Origin of the sequence: Leisingera sp. XS_AS12 (assembly GCF_041224635.1) — a bacterium.
In the GTDB taxonomy this organism is placed as follows: Bacteria; Pseudomonadota; Alphaproteobacteria; order Rhodobacterales; family Rhodobacteraceae; genus Leisingera.
Map to the genome: position 1 here is coordinate 15,171 of NZ_JBGFGM010000065.1, position 22,608 is coordinate 37,778.

Consider the following 22,608-nt stretch of genomic DNA (forward strand, 5'->3'; position numbering starts at 1 on the left):
GGCGGCTTCACGGCTGATCCTCAGAACCGCGCGACCGCCTCGATCATGAAGGTGCGCCCCGGCTCCTTCAGCGGCACGATCGAAGCATATTCGCCGCCATAGGTGGCCCGGTCGGCGTAGTCCGCGTCAAACAGGTTCTGCACCGAGGCCCGCAGGGTCACGCCGTTCAGCGACGGCGGGGTATATTCGGCGAAGACGTTCACGACCTCATAGCCGTCCAGCTCCTGGGTGCCCGCTCCGCCGGTGTCGTAGTCGCGGGCCAGATCCAGGCTGCCGCCCACGAGCAGGCTGTACTGCGGCAGTTCCTGCTGGACCTGCAATGCCAGCACCTGCCCCAGCGGTGCCCCCAGATCGCGCGCCTCGTAGCTGCCGGTAGAACCGCCGTTAAGCTCGATGTCGCTGTCGGTGAAGCTCAGCCGCACGAAACCACCAAGCCAGCCATAGGTCGCGCCCAGGCTGTAGCCTTCACTTTGGAAATCAATGTTGCCCGAGTTTTCACGCGCATTCTCGACCTCGGTGCGAAAGACCTCGGCCCCCAGCGTGAGATTGCCCGCGCTCCAGTCGACGCCGAGGTTGAAATTCTCGGCCCGCGAACTTTCCAGCCCGGCATAGGTCCAGCCCGGATCGAAGACATAGTTGTCTTCCAGCTGGATGCCGCCGAACACGCTCGAATACCCTGCCCGCAGCGACAGCGCGTCCGTCACCTTGTAGCGCGCCGACAGGTTGCCGCTGGCACCGGACACGCTCAGCTCCTGGCCGCCAGAGCCGGTGAAGTCCTGCCAGTCATACCGCAGGCCCGCCGACAGCTTCCAGCGGTCCGAAGGCTCCAGCCGGGCCTGGGCGAACAGGCCGATGTTGTCGGCAGCTTCACGCAGCCCGCTGGTGGACGGGTCAGAGTATTCGGACTCCCGGTCGTAATAGTCCAGACCGGCAACGATGGTGCTGCTCTGCGACAGGTGGAAGGTGTTCTGCACCTTGGCCGACAGGGTGCTGGAAACGCCCTTGCTGCCATAGGGCTCCGGCACCCGCACGTCAGCCTCGGAGTAGCCCAGCACCGCTTCGGGATCCCACATGCCTGTGTCGATCGTGCTCTCGTAGCGCAGGCTGTAGGTGGTGCGTTCAGTGTCGTAACGCCGGGTCAGCGGAACTGGACGCCCGCCGATCACCTCGCCGATGTTGGAGCGGTAGGGGCGGATCGCATCATCGCTGATCTGCTGGCCGGTCAGCTCCAGCCGGTGGCCGGTGTCGGATTCATAGGCCAGCTTCAGCAGGCGGCTTTGCAGATCCGCGGCGGTGCCCTGCACCACGTTGCCCGAGCCGTCCTCGTAATCGTCGCCGGTGGCCGATTTCAGATAGCCAAGCGCCTCGAAACCGCCCGAACGGGTTGCCAGCGTCAGCGACCGGCTGAACGTCGCACCATTGTCGCCGTAGCTCAGCCGCGCAGTGCCACCGAAGGTTTCGCCATCGGCCAGAACATCCACGGCATCCACGGTCTCCATGATGACCGCGCCGGCCACGGCATTCGGGCCGGTGTCGGCGGCAGCCACGCCGGGGTCGACGCGAACGAATTTCAGGATGCCGGGGTCAAAGGCATTGGCGCTGACGTGGTGGAACACGCGGTTGTTCTGCAAGGCCCCGTCCAGCGCCACCGTCAGGTTCAGCATGTCGATGCCGTTGACAAAGATCTTCTGCGCAATCGGGATCGCCCCCCCAACCGAGACAGAGGCGATCCCGCTGAACACGTCCTTCAGGTCGCCGGAGCGCGCCCGGTCCAGCTCGGCGTCGGCCACGTAGACCGAATTGTCGCGGTCAGCGGCATCGCCGACCGGGTCCTGCTGGCGCACCACGATCGGGTCCAGCGACAGGACGTTGGATGTCGTTTGCTCCGCCGCGGCGGGCAAAGCGGTCAAGAATGTAAGAGCGGTGCCGCACAAAAGGCGGGCCCGCGGCGCGGTGAAGGCGGCCATGGTAGTTCCCCAAGTTTCAGGTTGCGTGCTGGGCTTGCCCTGAAACGGGGCTGGCGAGGCGGTTCACCCGGCTTTTAGGCAGTTTCCCCTTGACATGCAAGTGCATGTTAAGGGGCGCACCGCCTTTCAGCCCCCTGCCCCGGCGCCTGCCTGCCGTTGTCTTTCCGCTCAGGATTGGTCTGCTCTGGTCTCGTGAACGCGACGCGCGCTGCGATCAGACCAGCACCACCGGGCGACCGCCGACGCTGTGTACCGGGGCCGCGGTGCCAAAGACCTGCTCCAGCATCGCCGCCGTCACGGTCTCCGCCGGGGCACCGTCCGCAACCACACGTCCTCCCTTCAGCACCACGATGCGATCGGCATAGGCGGTGGCATAGTTGATGTCATGCAGCACGATCACGACGGTGCGCCCCTGGTCGTCGGCCAACTGGCGCAGCTGCGCCATCAGGCTGCGGGCGGCAGCAAGGTCGAGGTTGTTCAACGGCTCATCCAGCAGCAGGAAATCCGTATCCTGCACATAGGACATGGCGACGAAGGCGCGCTGGCGCTGGCCGCCCGACAGCGTCTCCAGCTGGCGGTCCGCCAGCGGCCCAAGGTCGAATTGCGCCAGCGCCGCCTCGACGCGGGCGCGGTCCGCGGCCGTGGGGCGGCCACGATGATGCGGATAGCGGCCAAAGCCGACCAGGTCGCGCACCGTCAGGCGGCTCGAGGCGTTCACCTGCTGCGGCAGGATCGCCAGCTTGCGCGCCAGCGCGCGGTCGTCGCATTGGCCCAGCTGCATGTCATCCACCCGGATCTGCCCCTGCTGCAGCGGCTGCAGCCGGGCGATCAGCGACAACAGCGTCGACTTGCCCGCCCCGTTGGGCCCGGCCAGGGCAATCACCCCGCCGCGCTCCAGCCGCAGTGACACGTCGGTCAGGATCTGCGCCGACCCGATCCGGTGGCTGACGGATTGAATCTCGATCATTGTTTCAGCCCTTTCAGCAACAACGCCAGGAACACCAGCCCGCCCAGGAATTCGACCACCACGCTCAACGGCGTGCTGAGATGCATCACCCGCTCCATCACCCATTGGCCGCCGGTCAGGACCACCCCGGCCATCATCGCGCTGGCGGGCAGCAGCACCGCATGGCGGTGGGTCGGCAGCACGAGATAGGTGAGCGCCGTCACCAGCAGCCCGAAGAACGCCACCGGCCCCACCAGCGCGGTCGAGACCGACACCAGCAGCGAGATCACCAGCAGCGCCTGCCACTGGCCGCGCTGCGGATCCTCGCCCAGCGACACCGCCGCCACCGGCCCCAGCGCCAGCACGTCGAGCCGGAACCGCATCCGCCAGGCCGCCAGCAGCGCCACAAGGCACAGCAGCGCGGCAATCGCCACGAGGTCGGTCTCGGCCCGCGAAAACCGCGCATAAGACGCCGCCTGCACCACCGCGTATTCATTCGGATCGATCACCCGCTGCAGGAAACTGGTGATCGATCGCAGCATCACCGCCAGAACCACCCCGGTCAGAACCATCCGCATCAGGTCGCCGCGCCCGGCCCGCAGCACCGCGCCGAACAGCGCCAGCGCGGCGCCGCACATCAACACCGCGCTCCCCGCCATCACCCATTGGCGGTCCAGCAGCAGAAACTGCTGCGCGCCCATGGCAAAGACCATGCCGCTGAGCAGCAGGATATAGAGCGCGTCGAACCCCATGATCGAGGGCGTCAGCAGGCGGTTGCCGGTGATGGTCTGAAACAGCACCGCCGCCACCGCCTGCGCGGTGCCCGCCAGCAGCAGCGCCGCCAGCTTCTGGCCGCGGAACATCAACGCGAACTCCCAGCTGCCCTTCACCCCCGTGAACAGGTAGGCAAGACAGCAGGCCAGCAAGGCCAGCGCCAAAAGCAGCATCCGGTTACGCAGCATGCGCCCCCCGGCCATAGAGCATCCACAAGAAGACAGCGGCGCCCAGAATGCCGATCACCGTCGCCGCGGGGATCTCGAACGGGTGGATCAGCAGCCGCCCGGCCAGGTCCGCCGCCAGCACCAGCGCCGCCCCCGCCAGCGCCGTCACCGGCAGGCTGCGGCGCAAATTGTCGCCGGCCACCCGGCTGACCAGATTGGGCACCACCAGCCCGACAAAGGGGATCATCCCGACCGTCACCACCGTCAGCCCGGAGACCAGCGCGATCACCACCAGCCCCGCCAGCACCACCTGCCGGTAATTGAGGCCCAGGTTCAGGCTGACCGCCTCGCCCAGACCCAGGATCGACAGCTGGTCGGCCACCAGGTAGCTCGCCAGCGCCGCCAGCCCGGCCAGCCACAGCAGCTCATAGCGGCCGCGCATGGTGCCGGAGAATTCCCCACCGAGCCAGATTTCCAGGTATTGCAGCATGTCGGCCTGAAAGGCGGCATAGGCCGTGGCCGCCCCGATCACGCCGCCATAGACCAGCCCCACCAGCGGCACCAGCAGCGGCTGGGTCGGCGGCAGCCGCCGGGTGACGGCAAAAAAGCCGAGGCTGCCCGCCAGCGCGGTCAGCGCCGCCAGCGCCATCTTCACCGGCAGCGCCGCCCCCGGCAGCAGCACCGAGGTCAGAAGGATGCCCAGCACCGCGCTCTGGCCGGTGCCGGCCGTCATCGGCTCGACAAAGCGGTTCTGCGCGATCAGCTGCATGATCTGCCCCGCCACCGCCAGCGCCGCACCGGTCAGCAAGGCCGCCAGCGTGCGCGGCAGGCGGCTGTCGCGGATCAGCTCCCAGCCCTCGCCGGAGCTCAGCAGCGCTCGCGCGTCCAGCCCCGCCACGCCCGCAAGCAGCGAGGCGCAGACCAGCGCGAGCAGCGCCAGAAGGGCAATCAGCGTTGCGCGGGCCACCGGCTCAGCGGCCTTCGAACGCCGCGGTCAGCTGGTCCAGGGTGCGGTTCATCGACTGGATGCCGCCACCCGCGATATAGATGTCGGCGGCGTTCAGATAGACCACCTGCCCCGCCTGCCAGGCCTTGGTTTCCCGCACCAGCACGTTGTCCAGCGTTGCCGCCGCGCTCTCGCCCGGACGGCCGATGGCGGCCAGCCGGTCCACCACGATCAGCCAGTCGGGGTTGGTCTCCTGAATGAACTCGAACGAGATGCTTTCGCCATGCACCGACTCGCCGATCTGCGGCGCGGCCTCGGGCAGGCCGACGCTGTCATGCAGCCAGCCAAAGCGCCCGCCGCGCCCATAGGCCGAGATCTTGGGGCCGTTGGTCATCACCACCAATGCCGTCCCCTTGCCCGCCGCGGCGGCCTTTGCCTGCGCCAGCCGGGCTTCGAACTCGGCCCGCAGCGCCGCGGCCTGCTCCTGGCGGCCGAAGATCTCGCCATAAGCCGCAAGCCGGGCCAGCGCGTCCGAAATGGTGTCATAGCTGACGGTCATGTCGATTGCCGGGGCGATGTTCGACAGCGGCTCCACTTGGTCCGAGCTGCGGCTGCCCACCACGATCAGATCCGGCGCCATGGCGTGCAACGACTCGACGTCGGGCTCCCAGAAGGTCCCCAGATCGGCCGCCGTCTCCGCCACCTCATCCAGGTAGTCCACGTAAAGCGCGTTCAGCGTTCCGGCAATCGGCACCCCCAACGCCGTCAGCGTGTCCGCCGCAGCCACATCAAAGACGGCGACGGTTTCGGGTTTCAACGGCGCCTCGGCAGGGCCGCGGAAGGTGTCGACGGTGACGGTCTCGGCCAGCAGCGGCGTGGCCACCATCAACGAAACGGCACAGGCAAGCGTACGGAAAACCATGGATGGCCCCCTTGGAAATACAGAATTTGTCAGGATTTCAGGCTTGCGCCATGCCGCGGCATGTCACTGGCTGGCGCTTCCTTGCCACAGACCGCCGCGAAACACCATATCCCATTCACCTTTGCCGCTTCCGGCGAACACGGGCCTCCCCTGCGGAAACCCTACCCCACAAAAAATTTTTCGTTGGGTAAGATCGCCAACTGTATTACCCTACAAAAAATACTTTGTAGGGTAAGCGCCATGATCCACCCCCACAGCGCCATCGGTGTCGCCGCCTGGACCGATCTCCTGCGCCTGTTGCGCGACAGCAGCCTCGGCACGCTCAGGGGCAGCCCCCAGCGCAAGGCCATCGGCAACAAGCACTACTGGTACGACCGTTACCGGCTCGGCAATGACGTGGTCGACCGTTACATCGGCGAAGACACGCCAGAGCTGCGCGTGCGGCTCGAACGGCAGGCTGAAATCACCCGCCAGGCCAAGGCCAGCGAGCGCGAGCGGGCCCGGCTGATGCGAGTGCTGCGGGCCGAGGGCTACCTGATGCCGGATGCCCAGACCGGACAGGTGCTGATGGCAATGGCGCGGGCCGGGGTGTTCCGGCTCGGCGGCACCCTGGTCGGCACCCATGCCTTTCGCCTCTACGAGGGCGAGCTGGGCGTGCGTATCGGCTTTGACCAATCCGCAATGACCGACGACATCGACATCGCCAGCTTCGAACGCCTGTCCGTGGCGCTTCAGGACCAGGTGGACGAACCCCTGGCAGACGTCTTCTCACAACTGAAATTCGACCCCCTGCCCGCGCTGGAGCCGGGCCGGACCTGGCGTTGGCGCCAGACGGACCGCTCCACGCTGGTGGAATTTCTCACCCCCTCCTTCAGCGCCGAGGAAGGCCTGCGGGAGCTGCCCGCACTGGGGGTCTGCGCCCAAAGCCTGCATTACCTCAACTACCTCATCGCCGAGCCGGTGCAGGTGCCGCTCCTTTACCGCAGCGGTGTCCTGGTACAGGTGCCCCGCCCAGAACGGTTCGCCATCCACAAGCTGATCGTCGCCAGTCGCCGCCGCGGCCGCGCCGAAGACCTGAAGGCGCGCAAGGACCGCGCCCAGGCCGCCTTCCTGATCGAGGTGCTGGCCGAAACCCGCCCCCAGGACCTGGCCGAAGCCTATGAAGAGGCCCGCGAAAACGGCCCCGCCTGGCGCCGCCGACTGGACGAGACATTGGCGCAGATGCCGGACAGCCTGGAGCGGCTGACCGCGCTGTAACCCTTTGCCGCGGTCCGGTCACACCGTCGCAGCGACCGGTCCCCCGCGGCAGTTGACAAGACCGCGGCCGCATACTACGCCACCATGGAACGTTCCATAATAAGCTTGGCACGGTGCCCGGCACGGTCGCCGACCTGAACCAACAGAGGTACCCGATGACAGGTTTTCCCTTTGCCCGCGTGGTCGCCATCGGCGAAGCCATGGTCGAAATGGCGCCGATCGGCGGCGACCAGTACCGGCGCGGCTTTGCCGGCGATACGTTCAACACGGCCTGGCACCTGTCACAGACGCTGGCCGATCGCGCGACCACCGCCTTTGCATCGCGGATCGGTACGGACCCGCTGTCGTCGGATTTTGCCGCCAGCCTCGCCGCCGACGGGCTCGACACCAGCGCGCTCGCCCGCGATCCGCAGCGCACCATGGGCCTCTACCTGATCGAGCTTGACGGCGTCGAGCGCAGTTTTCACTACTGGCGTGGCCAGTCGGCCGCCCGCCACCTCGCCGATGACCCGCAGTGGCTGGCGCAGACCTTTGCGGACACCGGCTTGATCCACCTCTCTGGCATCACCGTTGCCATCCTGTCGGCCAACGCGCGCCAGAACCTGCTGGACGCGCTGGCAACGGCCCGCAGACACGGCACCAAAGTCTCCTTTGATCCCAACATCCGCCCCGCGCTGTGGTCCTCGGTGGCCGAGGTGCGCGAGACCATTCCCGCCTTCCTCGAAGTGACCGACATCGCCCTGCCCAGCTTTGACGACGAACAGGCCAACTGGCAGGACCCGGATCCGCAGGCGGTGCTCGACCGGATGTCGACCCTCGGCGTTCGCGAAGTGGTGGTCAAGAACGGGGCCGGGCCGGTTGTGCTGCGAAGCGACGACGGCGATGACAGCATCGACACCCCCCCGGTCGAGGGCATCCGGGACACCACCGGGGCCGGCGATGCCTTCAACGCGGGCTACCTCGCCGCGCGCTTCCTCGGCCATGCCCCCGGCGCGGCCGTGCGCCATGGCCAGGCCATGTCCGCAGAGGTGATTCGCCATCTCGGGGCGCGCCTGCCCGCGGGCAGCGTGCCGCGCCTTCCCGCCGCCGACTGATCCGGCAGCGCGCTCAGCCCGCCTCGGTCGCCGCGCTACCGCTGGACTGGCGCCGCGACAGCCCGACCGGGGTTCGCGTGCTCGGGGCCGGCTGTTCTCCGGTTTCCAGCCACCGCACCACGGTCTGCGCGGCAAGGCCGCCGATGCTGGCAATGTCGCAATGAACCGATGACAAGGCGGGATGGCTCTGCGCCGCCTCCTCGATATCGTCAAAGCCGCAGACCAGGATGTCCTCGCCGACACGGCGTCCCTGCTGGCTGAACCCGGCCAGCATCCCCAGCGCCACCAGGTCGTTGAAGCACAGCACCGCATCCACATCGGGCTGCGTTCGCTGCAACTGCGCGGCACTGGCACGGCCAAAGGCGCGGGTGGAGTCGCCAGTCACCACGATCGGCGCCAGCCCGGCCCGCTGCATCTCGTCGCGATACCCGGCCTCGCGCTCCTGCGTCACCGCGCGCCCTTCCAGCCCCCCGACAAACGCCACCTTGCGGGCGCCCTGCTCGACCAGGTGGCGCGCCGCCATGCGGGCACCGGCGTGGTAGTCCGGCGCCATGAAGGGGAACTGCTCCAACCTGTCGTCCACCTGCCGCAGCATCTGCATGGCCGGCACGCCTGCCCGCGCGATCGCATCGAAGGTGGCCGTGGTTTCGCCATAGGCCGGGCACAGGATGAAGGCCGACACCCCGTGTTCGATCAGCGAGCCGACCACCTGGTGCTGCACCCCGGCATCCTCGCCCGCATTGGCGATCACCGCCGCATATCCCTTTTCGGCCAGAGCCATCTGCAGGGCGGTGGCGAATTCGGCAAAGAACGGGTTGCGCAGCTCGTTGATGACGAGGCCGATCAACCCGGCGTTCGCCATCCGCATGGTGGCCGCCGCGCGGTTGTAGACATAGCCCAGATCCGCCATCGCCTGCCGCACCTGCGACCGGGTCTCCTCGCGCACCGAAGGGCTGTTGCGCAGAACCAGGCTGACGGTCGACTTCGACACGCCGGCCTGTTTCGCAACATCGATGATCGTCGGTCTGCGTGCCATGATGACTGCTACCCTGCTCTGTGGCCGCAAAGCGGCATCCGGTCCCCGGCGCGGCTGTTACCCCGGCACCGCTGCATCTTCAATCGCAAGGTCGCGCGCAAGGCGGCGCTCTGCCTCACCCCATCTCCGCCCTGCCCTGCGGCCCCCGCTGCCGTCACGGCGCAATCCGCCTCTCGGTCTCGGGATCAAAGGCCACCGCCTTCTCCATGTTGACGGCAAAGGAGAACTCCTGCCCCGCCGCGACATTGGCGTCCGCCCGCATGCGCGCGATCACATCCCTGCCGCCCAGCTCCATCGTCACGAATGTATCGGCCCCCGCCGGTTCGGTCACCCCGATCCGGTTGCTCAGCCCGACGATGTTGGCGGAGTTCCGGTCCGCGCCCTCCGGGTCGGTGATCACCTCGGGGCGCAGCCCCAGCAGGATCTCGCGCCCCTCCCAGGCGGCCATGTTCGGCTGGCTGAAGCGCAGCGCCTGTGCCCGCCCATCCTGGGTCGTGACCACCGCATGCGGCACCCCGTTGTGCTGGCCCACCCGCGCGGGCACCACGTTCATCGCCGGGCTGCCCATGAAGGTCGCCACATAGACATTGGCGGGCGTGTCGTAGATCTCCTTGGGGGTGCCGAGCTGCTGCACATAGCCCTGATACATCACCGCGATCCGGGTCGACAGCGTCATCGCCTCGATCTGGTCGTGGGTCACGTAGACGATGGTGGTCTTCAGCTTTTCATGCAGCTTCTTGATCTCGGTGCGCATGTCGACGCGCAGCTTGGCGTCCAGATTGGACAAGGGCTCGTCAAACAGGAACACATCCGGGTTGCGCACCAGCGCCCGCCCCATCGCCACCCGCTGCCGCTGACCACCGGACAGCTGGCCGGGCTTGCGGTCCAGCAGATTCTCGATCTGCAGCAGCCGCGCGACATCCGCCAGCGCCGCCTCGCGTTCGGCCTTGGGCACGCCGTGCATCTCCAGGCCAAAGGTCATGTTCTGCCCCACCGTCATGTTGGGGTAGAGCGCGTAGGACTGAAACACCATCGCGATGTTGCGCTTGGACGGATGCACCCCGTTCACCACCCGGCCATTGATCGCGATATCGCCCGAGGTGATGCTCTCCAGACCCGCAATCATGTTCAGCAGCGTGGACTTGCCGCAGCCAGAGGGGCCGACCAGCACGAGAAACTCGCCCTCCTCCACCTCGATATCGACCTGGTGCAGCACCTCCACCAGGCCGTAGGATTTGGTGACATTGCGAATATCAAGAAACCCCATGGGCTTATCCTTTCACGGAGCCTGCCATCAGCCCGCGCACAAAATAGCGCCCGGCGACGATGTAGACGAGAAGAGTGGGAAGGGCGGCGAGGATCGCGCCGGCAAAGTGGACGTTGTATTCCTTCACGCCCGTCGAGGACTGGACCAGGTTGTTCAGCGCCACCGTCATCGGCTGGCTCTGGCCGCCAAAGGACGCACCGAACAGGAAGTCATTCCAGATGTTGGTGAACTGCCAGATCACGCAGACCACGGCAATCGGCCCCGACACCGGCAGCATGATGCGCCAGAAGATGCGGAAGAACCCGGCGCCGTCGATCATCGCCGCGCGCACCAGCTCGGTCGGGAAGACGGCATAGTAGTTGCGGAAATACAGGGTCGAGAAGCCGATGCCATAGACCACATGCACCAGCACCAGCCCCGGAATGGACCCCGCCAGCCCCATCTTGCCCAGCAGGTTCGCCATCGGGATCAGCACGATCTGGAACGGGATGAAGCAGGAAAACAGCAACAGGCCAAAGATGATCTTGTCGCCGCGAAAGCTCCACTTCGTCAGCACATAGCCATTCAGCGCGCCGAGGATGGTCGAGATCGCAACCGCGGGCACCACCATCAGGATCGAGTTGATGAAATAGGGCCGCAGGCCGGTGGGTTCGACCCCGATCTGGGCCGTGGACCAGGCTTTCAGCCAGGGTTCGATCGTCCAGGTCTCGGGCAGCGCCATCATGTTGCCACCGGTGATTTCCGGCAGCGGCTTCAGGGAGTTCGCCACCATCACGAACAGCGGCATCATGTAGAACAGCGCGAACAGCAGCAGGATGCCATAGATGAAGATCCGGGTGCCGCGCCCGGTGCGAACGGCAGTGTCTTGTTCAGCAACGGCCATCACGTCTTCTCCTTCAGCTCGGCATAGAGATAGGGGGTCATGATCGCCGCGATGGTCATCAGCATGATCACCGCCGAGGCCGCACCGATCCCCATCGAATTGCGGGTGAAGGTGTAGGAATACATGAAGGTCGCGGGCAGCTCGGTGGCCCGCCCCGGCCCGCCGCCGGTCAGCGCGATGATCAGGTCGTAGGATTTCACCGCCAGATGCGCGAGGATCACGAAGGCCGACAGGAACGCGGGCCGCAGCAGCGGGATCACGATGCGCCGGTACAGGCTCCAGTTCGAGGCCCCGTCGATCTGCGCCGCCTTCAGGATCTCGTTGTCGATGCCGCGCAGCCCCGCCAGGAACATCGACATCACGAAACCGCTGGTCTGCCACACCGCGGCGATCACCACCGTGTAGATCGCCATGTTGCGGTCCTTGATCCAGTTGAACTCGAAACTCTCCCAGCCCCACAGATGCATGGTGTTCTCCAGCCCGATGCCGGGGTCCATGATCCATTTCCAGGCGGTGCCGGTGACGATGAAGCTCAGCGCCATCGGATACAGGTAGATCGGCCGCAGCGTCCCCTCGCCGCGGATCTTCTGGTCCAGCAGGATCGCCAGCGTCAGCCCGATCAGCGTGCAGATGAGGATGTAGAGGCTGGCAAAGATGCCGAGGTTGATGACCGCGGTCCACCAGGCCCGCAAGCCCCACAGTTTGACGTAATTCTCAATCCCGACCCAGTCGTAGCTCGGCAGCATCCGGGAGTCGGTGAAGCTCAGATAGACGGTGTAGATGATGAACCCGTAGACAAAGACCAGCATCGCGGCCAGCGATGGCGACAGCACCAGCTTGGGCAGCCAGTCCTGCAGACGCGTGCGAAGATCCGCCTTGGTAGCGGGATGCGCCATGGCTCCTCCTTGTCCGCAGCCAGGCTGCGGCCATGTTCTGAAAAATCAACACGCAGGCGGCCCCCGCCACCCGCAGGCCGGTCGCAAGGAGACGGCGGCACGCGCCGCCGCCCCCGCCTGCGATCACATCGCCGCCTCGACGGCGTTGACCAGCTCCTCAACCGCGGCTTCACTGTCGAACTCGCCGTTGAAATGCGCCGTCACCACGTCATACATCGCGTTCTTGACGGCGGCCGGATTGGCGTGGCCATGGCCCATCGAGCCGACCAGCGTGTCCGACTCCGCGGCCTCCGCGAGATCCGCCATGCCCTTCTTGCCGCAATCGTCAAAGGCCTCGTCCGACACGTCGGTGCGGGCCGGAACCGACCCTTTGACCACGTTGAAGGCCGACTGGAACTCCGGCGACATCACCGCGCTCGCCATCGCGGCCTGGGCTTTCTTGGCTTCCTCGTCCTGCACCTCGAACAATGCGAACTGGTCCGAGTTAAAGCTGACCATGCCCGCCGATCCCGGCACCCGGAAGCACAGGAAATCCTCGCCCGGCACCTTGCCCGCGTTCAGGAATTCGCCCTTGGCCCAGTCCCCCATGATCTGGAACGCCGCATCGCCGTTGATCACCATCGCCGAGGCCAGGTTCCAGTCGCGCCCCGAGAAGTTGTCATCCACGAAACCGCGCAGCGTCGCCATGCGGTCGAAGACCTCCTTCATGGTGTCCGAGCCCAAGGCCTCCGGGTCCAGGTCGACCATCGCCTTGCGATAGAAATCGACACCGCCCGTCGACAGCACCACCCCGTCAAAGATGGTCGCCTCCTGCCAGGCCTGGCCGCCATGCGCCAGCGCGGTGCGGCCACTGTCCTTGACCTTCTGCATCGCCGCGATGAACTCGTCCCAGCTGCTTGGCTCGGCGATGCCCAGCTCGTCCATCACCGCCTTGTTGGCCCAGACCCAGTTGGTCGAATGCACGTTCACCGGCGCCGCGATCCAATGGCCATCATATTTAGAAAACCGTTGCAGCGCCGCCGGCACCACCGCGTCCCAGCCCTCGGCGCTGGCCACGTCATCGAGGTTGGCCAGCGCGCCCTCGGCGGCCCAGTCCTGGATGTCAAAGCCCAGCATCTGCACCGCGGTCGGCGCATCGCCCGCCGTCACCCGGGCGCGCAGCGTGGTCATCGCCGCCTCGCCACCGCCGCCGGCCACCGGCATGTCGACCCAACCGATGCCCTGGTCCGCCAGGTCATCCTTCAACACGTTCAGCGCCGCGGCCTCCCCGCCCGAGGTCCACCAATGCAGCACCTCCACATCCGCCGCCTGCGCGAGGCTGGTGGTTGCCAGCAATGTCGCCGCCAATGCAGTTGATCTTCCAATAAACCTACGCATATCAATCTCCTCCATGTTGATGCGTTGTTTTTATTGTACTTTTTGTCTTATGCTCGTGCGGTTTCGGCCCTGCGGCACCGATCCCGTCTCTGGCCGCCGCGCGCCCCGAAAGAGGGGGCGAGGCTGATCCGGCCCCGCGTGCGGCAAGATGCGCCTCCCCAGCGCCGCCGCCTCTGAAACGCTACTTCAGGAAATCCTTTCTTCCAAGCCTCACACCCTGTTTGCCCGCCGCCATCCGGGTCATGTCAGATCGCCATATTCCGGCGCCTGCCGTTTGCCGGTCATCGCCGCCCGGCGCACCGCCTCCGCCACCATCAGCGATCTCAGCCCGTCCACGCCGCTGGCCGCAGGCGCGCGCCCCTCGGCCGCCGCCTGCATGAAATCAGCCACCACCGCATCATAGGCGCCGCGCCAGTCATACGAGACCGGCTGGCTGCCCTGCGCCGTCACCAGCTCGATCGCGCCGTCCGGCCCCTCCTGCATGACGCCGCGCGCATAAAGCGACCCCTCGCTGCCGTGGATCTCCAGCCCGCTTCTGGCAAAGGGATGGGTAAAGCTCTCGTGGCTGTAGACCATCACCCCCGAGGGCATCGTCCAGACCGACATCGCGGAGTCCTCCACCCCCTGCCCCAGCCCGGTCATCGCCTTTTCGGCCACCACGAACTGCGGGTCCTCCTGCAACAGGAAGCGGGCCGTGTCGGCGTTGTGCACGGTGATATCGGCGATCACCCCGCCACCGGCCGCGGGCTGGTCCAGCCGCCAGCCGTACAGATGCCGCGGCAAGGCAACGGCGTGGAAAATCCGCATCGACCGCAGCTGCCCCAGCGCCCCGTCGTCCAGCAGCCGCCGGATCGCCCTGATGGCCGCCGAGCTGCGCAGGTGATGGTTCACCGCCAGCACCACCCCGGCATCGCGCGCCGCGACGATCATCTCCTCGGCCTCGCTGCGGCTCAGCGCCATCGGTTTTTCGCACAGCACATGCTTGCCCGCGGCAATCGCCGCCAGCGCCTGCCCATGGTGCTTTTCATTGGTCGAGGAAATATAGACCACCTGCACCTGCGGATCCGCCAGCGCCTCGGCCAGGTCCACCGTCCAGCGCGGGATGTCATGCGCCTCGGCATAGCTGGCGGCATGCTCGGCAGAACCGCTGACGACCCAGCCGATCTGCGCACCGGACTGGGCGCGGATGGCCCCGATCATGTTTTCGCTGGCAATCGTGCTTGCCCCGATCAGTGCCCAATTCATCGTCTCAACCTCCCTGTTGCGGCGCAGCCCGGCCATCGGCGCGGGCGCAGACCGTTCTATTTTGACCTCACCCGCGCCCCTCCGCAGCCGCCACGGCGGCGCCTGCGTGGCTGTTCAGCAGGTATTGTTCCAGCAATGGCCAGCAGGCCGCCCCGACGGCCCGCGCATTCGCCCCGACCTCGCCCGCCTCGATCCGTGGCAGGATCAGCCCGCGCGCATCCAGCGCCCCGATCCGGCGGCGCACTCGCGCAACCAGATCCGCACGCACCGCCGGCGGCAAGGCGCCGTCGATCAGGACCACCTCGAAATCAATCACCGCGCAGACCGACAGGCAGGCCGCCGCCAGCTCCGACGCGGTTTGCTCCAGCCAGGGCTCCAGCGCCGACTCCAGGCCGCGCCAGTCCGGCGGCCGCTGCCACAACCGGCTGGCGTCCAGCCCCGCGTCCTCCAGCTGCGCGGCCAGCAGGTGCAGCGAGGCCGTGTCCACCAGCTGGCGCCGACCGCCCTGCCCCCCGGCAGCCCCCAAAGACCCCAGCGCCCCGGCATTGCCGGTCGCCCCCTTCAGCACGGTTCCGTTCAACGCGACGCCGCCACCGATGAAGGCCCCGATGAAGAAATAGGCATAGTCCCGCAACATGCGGCCCCGACCGAACAGATGCTCCGCCTGGCAGGCCGCGGTGGTGTCCTTCACCACCGTGACCGGCAGATCGCTGAACGCCGCCACCTCGCGCGCGAAATCGACATCCTTCCAGGACCGGAACCGCTCCGCCGCCGGGCCGGTGAGGTTGTGCCACTTCCACAGCTCAAAGGGCGTGCCAATGCCGATGCCGCAGATCCGCGCGCGCGCGTCGTCGCTCAGCGCCGCGCCCAGCCGGGCGATACCGTTTTCGAGGAACCCAAAGACCACCTCCGGGAGCGGGTAGTCATAGGCCAGGTGCAACTGGTCCCGCACCCCGCCGGTGAAATCCAGCAACAAAAGCTCGGCACTGCGCCGGCCGATCTTCAGCCCGTAGGAGAAGACGCCCTCCGGCACCAGTTCCATCGGGACGGAGGGCTTGCCCACCCTGCCCCGCTGCGGCTCGCCCCGGCGCAGCAGTCCCGCCTCCTCCAGCTCCCGCAGGATGGTCGAGACGGTCGGCCGCGATAGCCCGGTTCGGCGCGCCAGTTCCGCCCCCGCCACCGCGCGTTCGCGATGCAGAATCGACAGGATCAGACGTGCGTTGTGGTCGCGGATGCCGCGCTGGTTCACCCCCGCATCCACGCCTGCCCCGCTGCCGCCGACCATCGGTCCCGCCATGACTCTTCCTCCACTCAACCATAGGTTAATACGTCAATGATTAGTTTGTAAAGTTCATAAACTAATTGACAAGTCCACCGCCTTGCGGCTTGGTTTCGCGGAATCACATGCCTGCAGGACAGCAGTGTGTGCGACCGTGACCCGTGTGACTTCGAAAGGTGCCCTCATGATCCTCTGCTGTGGCGAAGCTCTGATCGACATGATCCCCGCCCCGACCCAAGACGGGGTCGAGGCCTATGTGCCGAATTGCGGCGGTGCGGTGTTCAACACTGCAATTGCTCTTGGACGTCTGGGAATAGACACCGGCATGATCACCGGCCTGTCGACCGATCTCTTCGGCCAGAAACTGCGCCAGGCTCTACACGACAGCCAGGTGGACACCGCGCTCTGCGTGAGCAGTGATCGTCCCAGCACCCTCGCCTTTGTGCAACTGCGCGATGGCCACGCCAGCTACAGTTTCTTTGATGAGAATTCCGCCGGGCGCATGCTGACCCCCGCCGACATGCCGACGCTGCCAGACCGCGTGACCGCGCTGTACTTCGGCGGCATCAGCCTGGCCTGCGAACCGGGTGCCGAAGCCTATGCTGCGCTTCTCGAGCGCGAGGGCGAAAACCGCGCGGTGATGCTGGATCCCAACATCCGTCCCGCCTTCATCCGTGATCCCGCCAGCTATCGCGCACGGCTCGACCGGATGCTGCGCCAGGCCGATATCGTCAAAGTCTCGGACGAGGATCTAGACTGGTTGATCCCCGAAGGCACCCACGAAGCCGACAAGGCAGCGCAGCTGCAGGCGCGTGGACCGGCGCTGGTGATCGTCACCCGCGGCAGCGCCGGTGCCGTCGGCTACCTGTCCGGTCACGACCCGGTGCAGGTTGCCGCCCCGCGGGTTACGGTGGTGGACACGGTTGGCGCCGGGGATACCTTCAACGCTGGCGTTCTCGCTAGTCTCTGGCAGCAGGGACATCTGACGGAAAGTGGCCTGAAGACCCTGCGTGCACAGGGTCTGGAGCGCGCCCTGACCCTTGGCGCACGGGTCGCGGCGATCAATGTCTCACGGTCCGGTGCCAACCCGCCCTGGGCGGCTGATCTGGAAGCAGATAGTACAGGCAGTAGCTCCGCCTAAGCGCCCGCGGGTCACCCGAGGAAAGGCAAAACGGGCCGCGCAAATGGAAGTTCACAGTTGTGAACTCGCTGAGAACCGAGCCCATACCGCACAGCTCACAACCCGATGACATGCAACGATGCAAATCTGGAGCTCCCGATGTCCGATATTATTGCCAACAGCCCGACCGACATCAGCCAACTGTGGATCAAGGACACCGGCCACCGGGCCGCATTGCTGAGCGAGGCCAGACGGCAATTTGACTTCTTCGCGACGAGCGTCGATCCGGCGGGCGGGTTTCATACGCTGGATTTCTCAGGTGCGCCGATACCGGGCCAACTTCGCGAGCTGCACAGCGTCACCCGTATGGTGCACTCTTTTGCACTGGCGCAGATGCTCGGCCAGGACGGCGCGACAGACATCGTCGACCATGGGCTTCGCTATCTGCGCAGCCACCACAACGATGCTGTCCATGGCGGGTACTTCTGGGGTGTCGCGGGTCGCGCGCCAGCAGATGACCGAAAACTGGCCTATGGGCATACCTTCGTGTTGCTCGCCGCTGCCAGCGCCTTGCAGGCGGGACATCCGAACGCCGAAGCGCTCCTCGAAGAGACCTGGATCCTGATGGAGGAGAAGTTCTGGGAGGACGAACACGGGCTGTTCGCCGATGAATGGAACCGGGATTGGACGCCGTTTTCGAACTACCGCGGCATGAATGCGAATATGCATTCCGTGGAATCGCTGCTGACCGCCTATGAGGCGACCGGACGTGGGGCTTTTCTGGACCGGGCTGGGCGCATTCTGGATTTCTTCGTCGCTCGAATTGCGCCGCAGGAAGGCTGGCGGATGCCGGAGCATTATGATTCCAACTGGCAGATCGACCGAAGCTACAGCGGCAATCCGATGTTTCGCCCCGCGGGCACAACACCGGGGCATTCGTTCGAATTGGGTCGGCTGCTGCTGCAACATTGGGATCTGAGCGGGCGCCCTGAAAGCGCTGCGCCAGAACATGCGCGCCGCCTTATCGAACAGGCCCTAAGGGACGCATGGAATTGTGACCTGGGCGGCTTTGCCTACACGCTCGGCGACGGTGGCAAAGTGGCGATTGCAGACCGCTATTGGTGGCCGGTGACCGAGGCCATTGGTGCAATGGCAGCGCTTCTGAAACTGGAAGGTCGTGCAGAAGACGAAGAATGGTATCGCCGTCTTTGGACCTTTGCCGATGCGCATCTGATCGACCATGGGCGCGGGGGGTGGTACCCGGAGCTCGACGACCAAAACCATCCGATATCACGCCAATTTCCCGGCAAACCCGACATCTACCACTCCGTGCAAGCGGCGCTGTTTCCGCTGACACCTGGGTTGTCCCGCCATGCTGCGGATCTGAAACGCCTGGATCCAGTGACAGGCGAGCTGAACTGATCCGCAGGACGCGGTCGGCAACGACCTGACTGGTGTTGGAGCCGGGTCTACGCATGTCAGGCAGCCTCGTTGCGTGCCAGCGCCATCACCATCGGGGCGCTGGTGAATTGACCTTCCACAGCCTTGGCGCTGAGGTGTCGCAGGTAGCCGTTGGGTGAGCGGATTTCACTGAAACGTTGCAGCATGGCAGCGAGAACCACAGCGGCTTCTGTTGCGCCCATACTGCGTTTTGCCTGTTCCCAGACGGGAGGCGAAATGCCCATCATTGGTCGGATAGTTTCCGCTGTGCGCATCAGATCAGGCCAGCTGGTGAGTGGCGTCTCGGCATAGGTTGCTAGTTCGGTACAGGTGGTCGCAACCAACCGCAGAGGCAGCTTGGGTCCATGATTTTTCTGAGCATTGGACGGACGATCAATTGAAGCCATCAATGCTTTTGGCCTGTCCGTTGTCTCGGCAATTTTCGTTTGTTGGTTTGCTTCGATGTCTTCCAAGGGCTGCGGTTCAGATTCAAAAGAGTCTTTCTTGGAATTCTGATAGTGCTGCTCATTTTCAGCGTCATTGGTGTTCAAATCTGCTGCGTCCACACTGGTTTCGGTCGTGGATCGGGGCGGGCAGAGCAATGATTTCAGTTGCTCCAGCGCTTCGCCAAGCTGAATTTCAAGCTGGCGCAATTGCTCCAGAGTCAGCTTGCGCCGCAGCGTGCGGGCGGTGAGCTGGGCCAGATCATCATATTGGTTCCAGACCGGCAGGTCCGGCTGCTCGGCCATGCCACAGAGCGTGAGGCTGGCGAGGTCGCGGCGCATCAGGCTGACCGTTTCGCGCAGGCGTTTGAGCTCCAGCTGGGCCTCGCGTTCGGCTTCTGCGGCGGCGCAGAATTCGCCGTAGCGGCTGGCCAAGGGGGTGAGATCGAACCCAAAGGCGACCCGTTCGCCCTGGTAACGGCGCACGTAGCGTTTGCCGTTGGGGCTGTCGCGACGGATCAGTACGCCTGCCTGCACCAGCCGGGCCACATGGCGGCGCATGGTGGAGCAGGGCATGCCGTTCAGCCGCTCGCAGATGGCGCGGTTGGACGGGTGGATCACGGGCGGGTTGGTGCGGGTGTCCAGCGTCTTGGCCGGAAGAAAGCTGAGCAGCGCCTGCAGAACTGTGATATCACGGTCGCTGAGATGATACGCCTTGCGCGCGGCGGCCAGGGCCCGCAGCGCGTCCCATTTGTCGACCGCAGGGGAGGGTTCAGTGGCGGCGGCCTGCTGTTGCAGCAGGACAGCGTCCACTGTTCGCCCGAAAGGCGTGATTGGCATGTACCCCATGTTTTTTCACGAAAGACAAAAAAAGAGCGGCCCGCGAATCGCTTTGGACTTGCGGTTGGAGGCTCCGGCCACTAACTTGAGAGTGCTAGAAACAAGTTGGTCTCGTGGAGCGTCTGCTTTGCGGGGCCTTCTTTTTTGGTCTGCTCTGTGCCTCCTGTGATTATTGTGCGTTATGGTCTTCGGCCTGCTGTTGCCAGCGGGCGTGAAGGTCGTCGATCAGCGTTTGCGCCTCGGCTTCCAGCCAATCGGCAAAATCGCCGCTGGCGAGCTCGAGGCTGACGCCTTTTGCGGTGCGGCGCAGGGTGGCGCCGCGTTTGCGCCCCCCGACGGTCAGCGCCTGCGCCCTGGAGCTGCTGCGCTTGGCCGGTTTTGCCGCCTTGGGTTCCGGGGCCGGGGCCACGGCCTTGAAGACCGCCTCGAAGGCCAGCACCGATGGATCCGCGGGATCGGCGTTGCTGCCCTCGGTCACGGCCTCGATGGTGAAGGTCTTGTAGACGTCCTCGGCAATGGCGATCAGCCGGTCGCGGCTGGGGTTGGTCTCGGCGATGGCCTTGGCCAAAGCGTCCCAGCGCGGGCGACCGATGCCCTGAGCGGGTCCGATTGCGCGGATCAGCTCCGGGGTGATCGTCTCGGCAATTGCAATCGCCATGGAAACCGCCGACTTGGTGACTGTCAGCACCTCGGCAACCTGCGACTGGTTGCCAAAGCCGTTCTCCACAAGCTCTTGAGCAAACAGGGCTTTTTCGATGAAGGACAGATCGCGGCGCGCCATGTTCTCGGAGATCTGCGCGCGCACGGCGGCGTCGTCATCGAGGTTGGCCACGAGGGCGCGGACCTTGGTCACCTTGTCCGAATTGCGGATCGCCTCCAGGCGCCGCCGGCCATAGACCAGCAGGTAGCGGTCCGGCTCCGTCGGGTGGCGGCGCACCAGGATCGGCACCGTCTGGCCGTTGGCCTCGATCGCCTCGCGCAGGTCGAGGATGTCATTGGGGTCGAGCCGGTCGTTGACGCGGGTGTCCTCGATCTGATGCGGTTCCAGATCCCAGACCCGGTGCGAATCCACCGCGTCGCGGGCCGAGCGCAGGGCACGGTTGCTGGACATCATCGAGCTTGCCTGCGCGGTCATCGCCGGGGCAGAGGCTCCGGCGGCGGCGAGGCTGTCGAGCATCGACATGCGGGATTTTTTGCGGCTGGTCATTCGCGTCCCCATGTTTGCTGGATGAGTTGGCTGATTTCGTCATTGACGGCGTTCAGGCTTTCGACCGCGCGGTCATAGGTGGCGCGGGTGAAGGCGCTGCGCTCGACCTCGTAGAGGGTCTGCTTGGTGAGGCCGGCATCGGAAATCGCGGTGGATTTCAGCATCGGCGCGTTCAGCACCTTGTCGCCGTACATGGTGCGCAGGAAGGCGACGATGCGGTTCTGCGGTGCGTCCGACGGCTCGTAGCGAGTGAGCAGGTAGCGCATCCAGTCGTGGCTCATGTCGGCGCCGCTTTCAGCGATCACGTCCATCAGGTCGGCGGTCATGCGCAGGAATTGCGACATCGACATCACGTCGAGCATTTCCGGGTGGATGGTGACCAGCACGCCGGTGGCGGCCGAAAGCGCCGACATGGTCAGGAAGCCCAGCTGCGGCGGGCAGTCGATCACCACCACGTCATAGTCATCATCGACCTGTGCCAGCGCGTCCTTGACCCGGAAGAAGAACAGCCCGGCGTTGCCCTGCGACAGGGCGCGGGGGGTGTCGTGTTCGAACTCCATCAGTTCGAGGTTGCCGGGGATGAGGTCGAGATTGGGGAAGTAGGTCTTGCGGATGACCGAGCGGATCGGTGCCGGGTCCTCGTAGCGGATGGCATCGAACAGGGTGCCGCCTTCCAGCAGGTCGACCTCGGGCTGGACGCCGTGCAGCGCCGTCAGCGAGGCCTGCGGGTCGAGGTCGATGGCCAGAACCCGGTAGCCCTTGAGCGCGAGGCGCTGTGCGAGGTGGGCGGAGGTGGTGGTCTTGCCGGAGCCGCCCTTGAAGTTCATCACGCCGATGACCTGCAGGTGATCCTTGTAGCCGGTGCCGTCCTCGTTGCGGCGGCGGCCGGGCAGGTAGTCGCCGGGCTTGCGGGCGGTCTTTTCCAGCAGCACGCGCAGCTCCTGGATGTCCTCGGCGGAATATTGGCGGCGGTTGCCGGCGGTCAGCTCGGGCGAGGGGCCCTTGCCGTCCAGATGCAGCTTGCGCAGGTAGGAATCATTGACCCCGAGCAGGGCCGCGGCCTCGCCCGAGGTGAATTTGCGCATGGTTTTCGAGGCATTCGGCGGGAACAGGCTTTCGCGCTGCGCGTGCAGCTGATTGGCAAGCCATTCGGAGTGCTGGCGGATGACCGCGTTCAGGTCTTCCGGGGTGTAGGTGTGATCCATATGCGTTCGTCTGCCCGTTTGTCCTGCGCCGCTCTGCCGTTTGTCCGTGGGTGCGAGCTGCTGCGTGTTTCTGCCCGCTTGCGTGTTCACGGTTATTGGCGTTTGCCGCTGCTTTTTCGTGACTATTGGATAAACCGCGGGATTCGTGCAAGTGTTTTTTGCCAGTTGCGGCCGGCCAGAGGCCTGGAAAGGGGCGTCCGAGGCGATGCGTGCGCTGCCTTATAGACTGTCGGCGACGTCAACGCCATGCGGCGCTGAGTGGTTGGGGAGGGCAGGGGGGCGGAAATGACTGCCGGA

Annotated in this window: 19 protein-coding genes; 4 read left to right on the forward strand and 15 right to left on the reverse strand. The window is 65.7% G+C overall.

All coding sequences use genetic code 11. The features are described from left to right. Positions 1-20 precede the first annotated feature (20 nt). From AB9K35_RS03340 to AB9K35_RS03360, 5 genes are all read right to left on the reverse strand, one after another. Positions 21-1,967: a TonB-dependent receptor plug domain-containing protein gene (locus AB9K35_RS03340; RefSeq protein WP_369924481.1), complete on the reverse strand. Its 1,947-nt coding sequence runs from the start codon at positions 1,965-1,967 to the stop codon at positions 21-23. Positions 1,968-2,181: 214 nt separating this feature from the next. Beyond that, positions 2,182-2,934, reverse strand: a complete 753-nt coding sequence (locus tag AB9K35_RS03345; RefSeq protein WP_369924482.1) for an ABC transporter ATP-binding protein — start codon at positions 2,932-2,934, stop codon at positions 2,182-2,184. Then, a complete protein-coding gene (locus tag AB9K35_RS03350; protein WP_369924483.1) occupies positions 2,931-3,875 on the reverse strand; it encodes an iron chelate uptake ABC transporter family permease subunit in 945 nt (314 codons plus the stop codon). Before AB9K35_RS03350 ends, AB9K35_RS03345 begins: the two co-directional genes overlap by 4 nt. Next, on the reverse strand, positions 3,865-4,821 hold the full coding sequence (locus AB9K35_RS03355; RefSeq protein ID WP_369924484.1) for an iron chelate uptake ABC transporter family permease subunit: 957 nt from the start codon (positions 4,819-4,821) through the stop codon (positions 3,865-3,867). Before AB9K35_RS03355 ends, AB9K35_RS03350 begins: the two co-directional genes overlap by 11 nt. A 4-nt stretch (positions 4,822-4,825) precedes the next feature. After that, positions 4,826-5,722 (reverse strand): siderophore ABC transporter substrate-binding protein, encoded by an 897-nt coding sequence (locus AB9K35_RS03360; protein WP_369924485.1) that lies wholly within the window; start codon positions 5,720-5,722, stop codon positions 4,826-4,828. A 240-nt stretch (positions 5,723-5,962) separates the two neighbouring features. Here AB9K35_RS03360 and AB9K35_RS03365 point away from each other — a divergent pair, with 240 nt between their 5' ends. Continuing rightward, a complete protein-coding gene (locus tag AB9K35_RS03365; RefSeq protein WP_369924486.1) occupies positions 5,963-6,979 on the forward strand; it encodes a GSU2403 family nucleotidyltransferase fold protein in 1,017 nt (338 codons plus the stop codon). Positions 6,980-7,134: 155 nt separating this feature from the next. Continuing rightward, positions 7,135-8,073, forward strand: coding sequence for a sugar kinase (locus tag AB9K35_RS03370; RefSeq protein ID WP_369924488.1), 939 nt, complete (start codon positions 7,135-7,137; stop codon positions 8,071-8,073). A 13-nt stretch (positions 8,074-8,086) separates the two neighbouring features. Here the strand turns inward: AB9K35_RS03370 and AB9K35_RS03375 are convergent, their stop codons facing one another. From AB9K35_RS03375 to AB9K35_RS03405, 7 genes are all read right to left on the reverse strand, one after another. Next, positions 8,087-9,109, reverse strand: a complete 1,023-nt coding sequence (locus tag AB9K35_RS03375; RefSeq protein ID WP_369924490.1) for a LacI family DNA-binding transcriptional regulator — start codon at positions 9,107-9,109, stop codon at positions 8,087-8,089. A 154-nt stretch (positions 9,110-9,263) separates the two neighbouring features. Then, positions 9,264-10,376 (reverse strand): ABC transporter ATP-binding protein, encoded by a 1,113-nt coding sequence (locus AB9K35_RS03380; RefSeq protein WP_369924491.1) that lies wholly within the window; start codon positions 10,374-10,376, stop codon positions 9,264-9,266. A 4-nt stretch (positions 10,377-10,380) separates the two neighbouring features. Further along, positions 10,381-11,259 (reverse strand): carbohydrate ABC transporter permease, encoded by an 879-nt coding sequence (locus tag AB9K35_RS03385; RefSeq protein WP_369924493.1) that lies wholly within the window; start codon positions 11,257-11,259, stop codon positions 10,381-10,383. Then, on the reverse strand, positions 11,259-12,155 hold the full coding sequence (locus tag AB9K35_RS03390; RefSeq protein WP_222455935.1) for a carbohydrate ABC transporter permease: 897 nt from the start codon (positions 12,153-12,155) through the stop codon (positions 11,259-11,261). Before AB9K35_RS03390 ends, AB9K35_RS03385 begins: the two co-directional genes overlap by 1 nt. 123 nt (positions 12,156-12,278) lie before the next feature. Next, positions 12,279-13,532 carry an ABC transporter substrate-binding protein gene (locus tag AB9K35_RS03395; protein WP_222455936.1) on the reverse strand — a complete coding sequence of 418 codons (1,254 nt, stop codon included), beginning with the start codon at positions 13,530-13,532 and terminating at the stop codon, positions 12,279-12,281. Positions 13,533-13,772: 240 nt separating this feature from the next. Then, positions 13,773-14,777: a Gfo/Idh/MocA family protein gene (locus AB9K35_RS03400; protein ID WP_369924496.1), complete on the reverse strand. Its 1,005-nt coding sequence runs from the start codon at positions 14,775-14,777 to the stop codon at positions 13,773-13,775. Between the two features lie 67 nt (positions 14,778-14,844). Further along, positions 14,845-16,074 (reverse strand): ROK family protein, encoded by a 1,230-nt coding sequence (locus AB9K35_RS03405; protein ID WP_369924497.1) that lies wholly within the window; start codon positions 16,072-16,074, stop codon positions 14,845-14,847. Positions 16,075-16,240: 166 nt separating this feature from the next. Between AB9K35_RS03405 and AB9K35_RS03410 the strand changes: the two genes are divergently transcribed. Both AB9K35_RS03410 and AB9K35_RS03415 read left to right on the forward strand, forming a co-directional pair. Continuing rightward, positions 16,241-17,197 (forward strand): carbohydrate kinase, encoded by a 957-nt coding sequence (locus AB9K35_RS03410; RefSeq protein WP_369924498.1) that lies wholly within the window; start codon positions 16,241-16,243, stop codon positions 17,195-17,197. A gap of 138 nt (positions 17,198-17,335) precedes the next feature. Then, positions 17,336-18,598: an AGE family epimerase/isomerase gene (locus tag AB9K35_RS03415; RefSeq protein ID WP_369924499.1), complete on the forward strand. Its 1,263-nt coding sequence runs from the start codon at positions 17,336-17,338 to the stop codon at positions 18,596-18,598. Positions 18,599-18,654: 56 nt separating this feature from the next. On the opposite strand, the gene repC is transcribed toward AB9K35_RS03415, so the two are convergent. From repC to repA, 3 genes are all read right to left on the reverse strand, one after another. After that, on the reverse strand, positions 18,655-19,908 hold the full coding sequence (repC, locus tag AB9K35_RS03420) for a plasmid replication protein RepC (RefSeq protein ID WP_369924500.1): 1,254 nt from the start codon (positions 19,906-19,908) through the stop codon (positions 18,655-18,657). A 160-nt stretch (positions 19,909-20,068) separates the two neighbouring features. Beyond that, positions 20,069-21,106: a plasmid partitioning protein RepB gene (gene repB / locus AB9K35_RS03425; protein WP_369924502.1), complete on the reverse strand. Its 1,038-nt coding sequence runs from the start codon at positions 21,104-21,106 to the stop codon at positions 20,069-20,071. Further along, the gene (gene repA / locus AB9K35_RS03430; protein ID WP_222455943.1) at positions 21,103-22,311 is read right to left on the reverse strand and encodes a plasmid partitioning protein RepA; all 1,209 of its coding nucleotides are present in this window, start codon (positions 22,309-22,311) and stop codon (positions 21,103-21,105) included. Before repA ends, repB begins: the two co-directional genes overlap by 4 nt. Positions 22,312-22,608 lie beyond the last annotated feature (297 nt).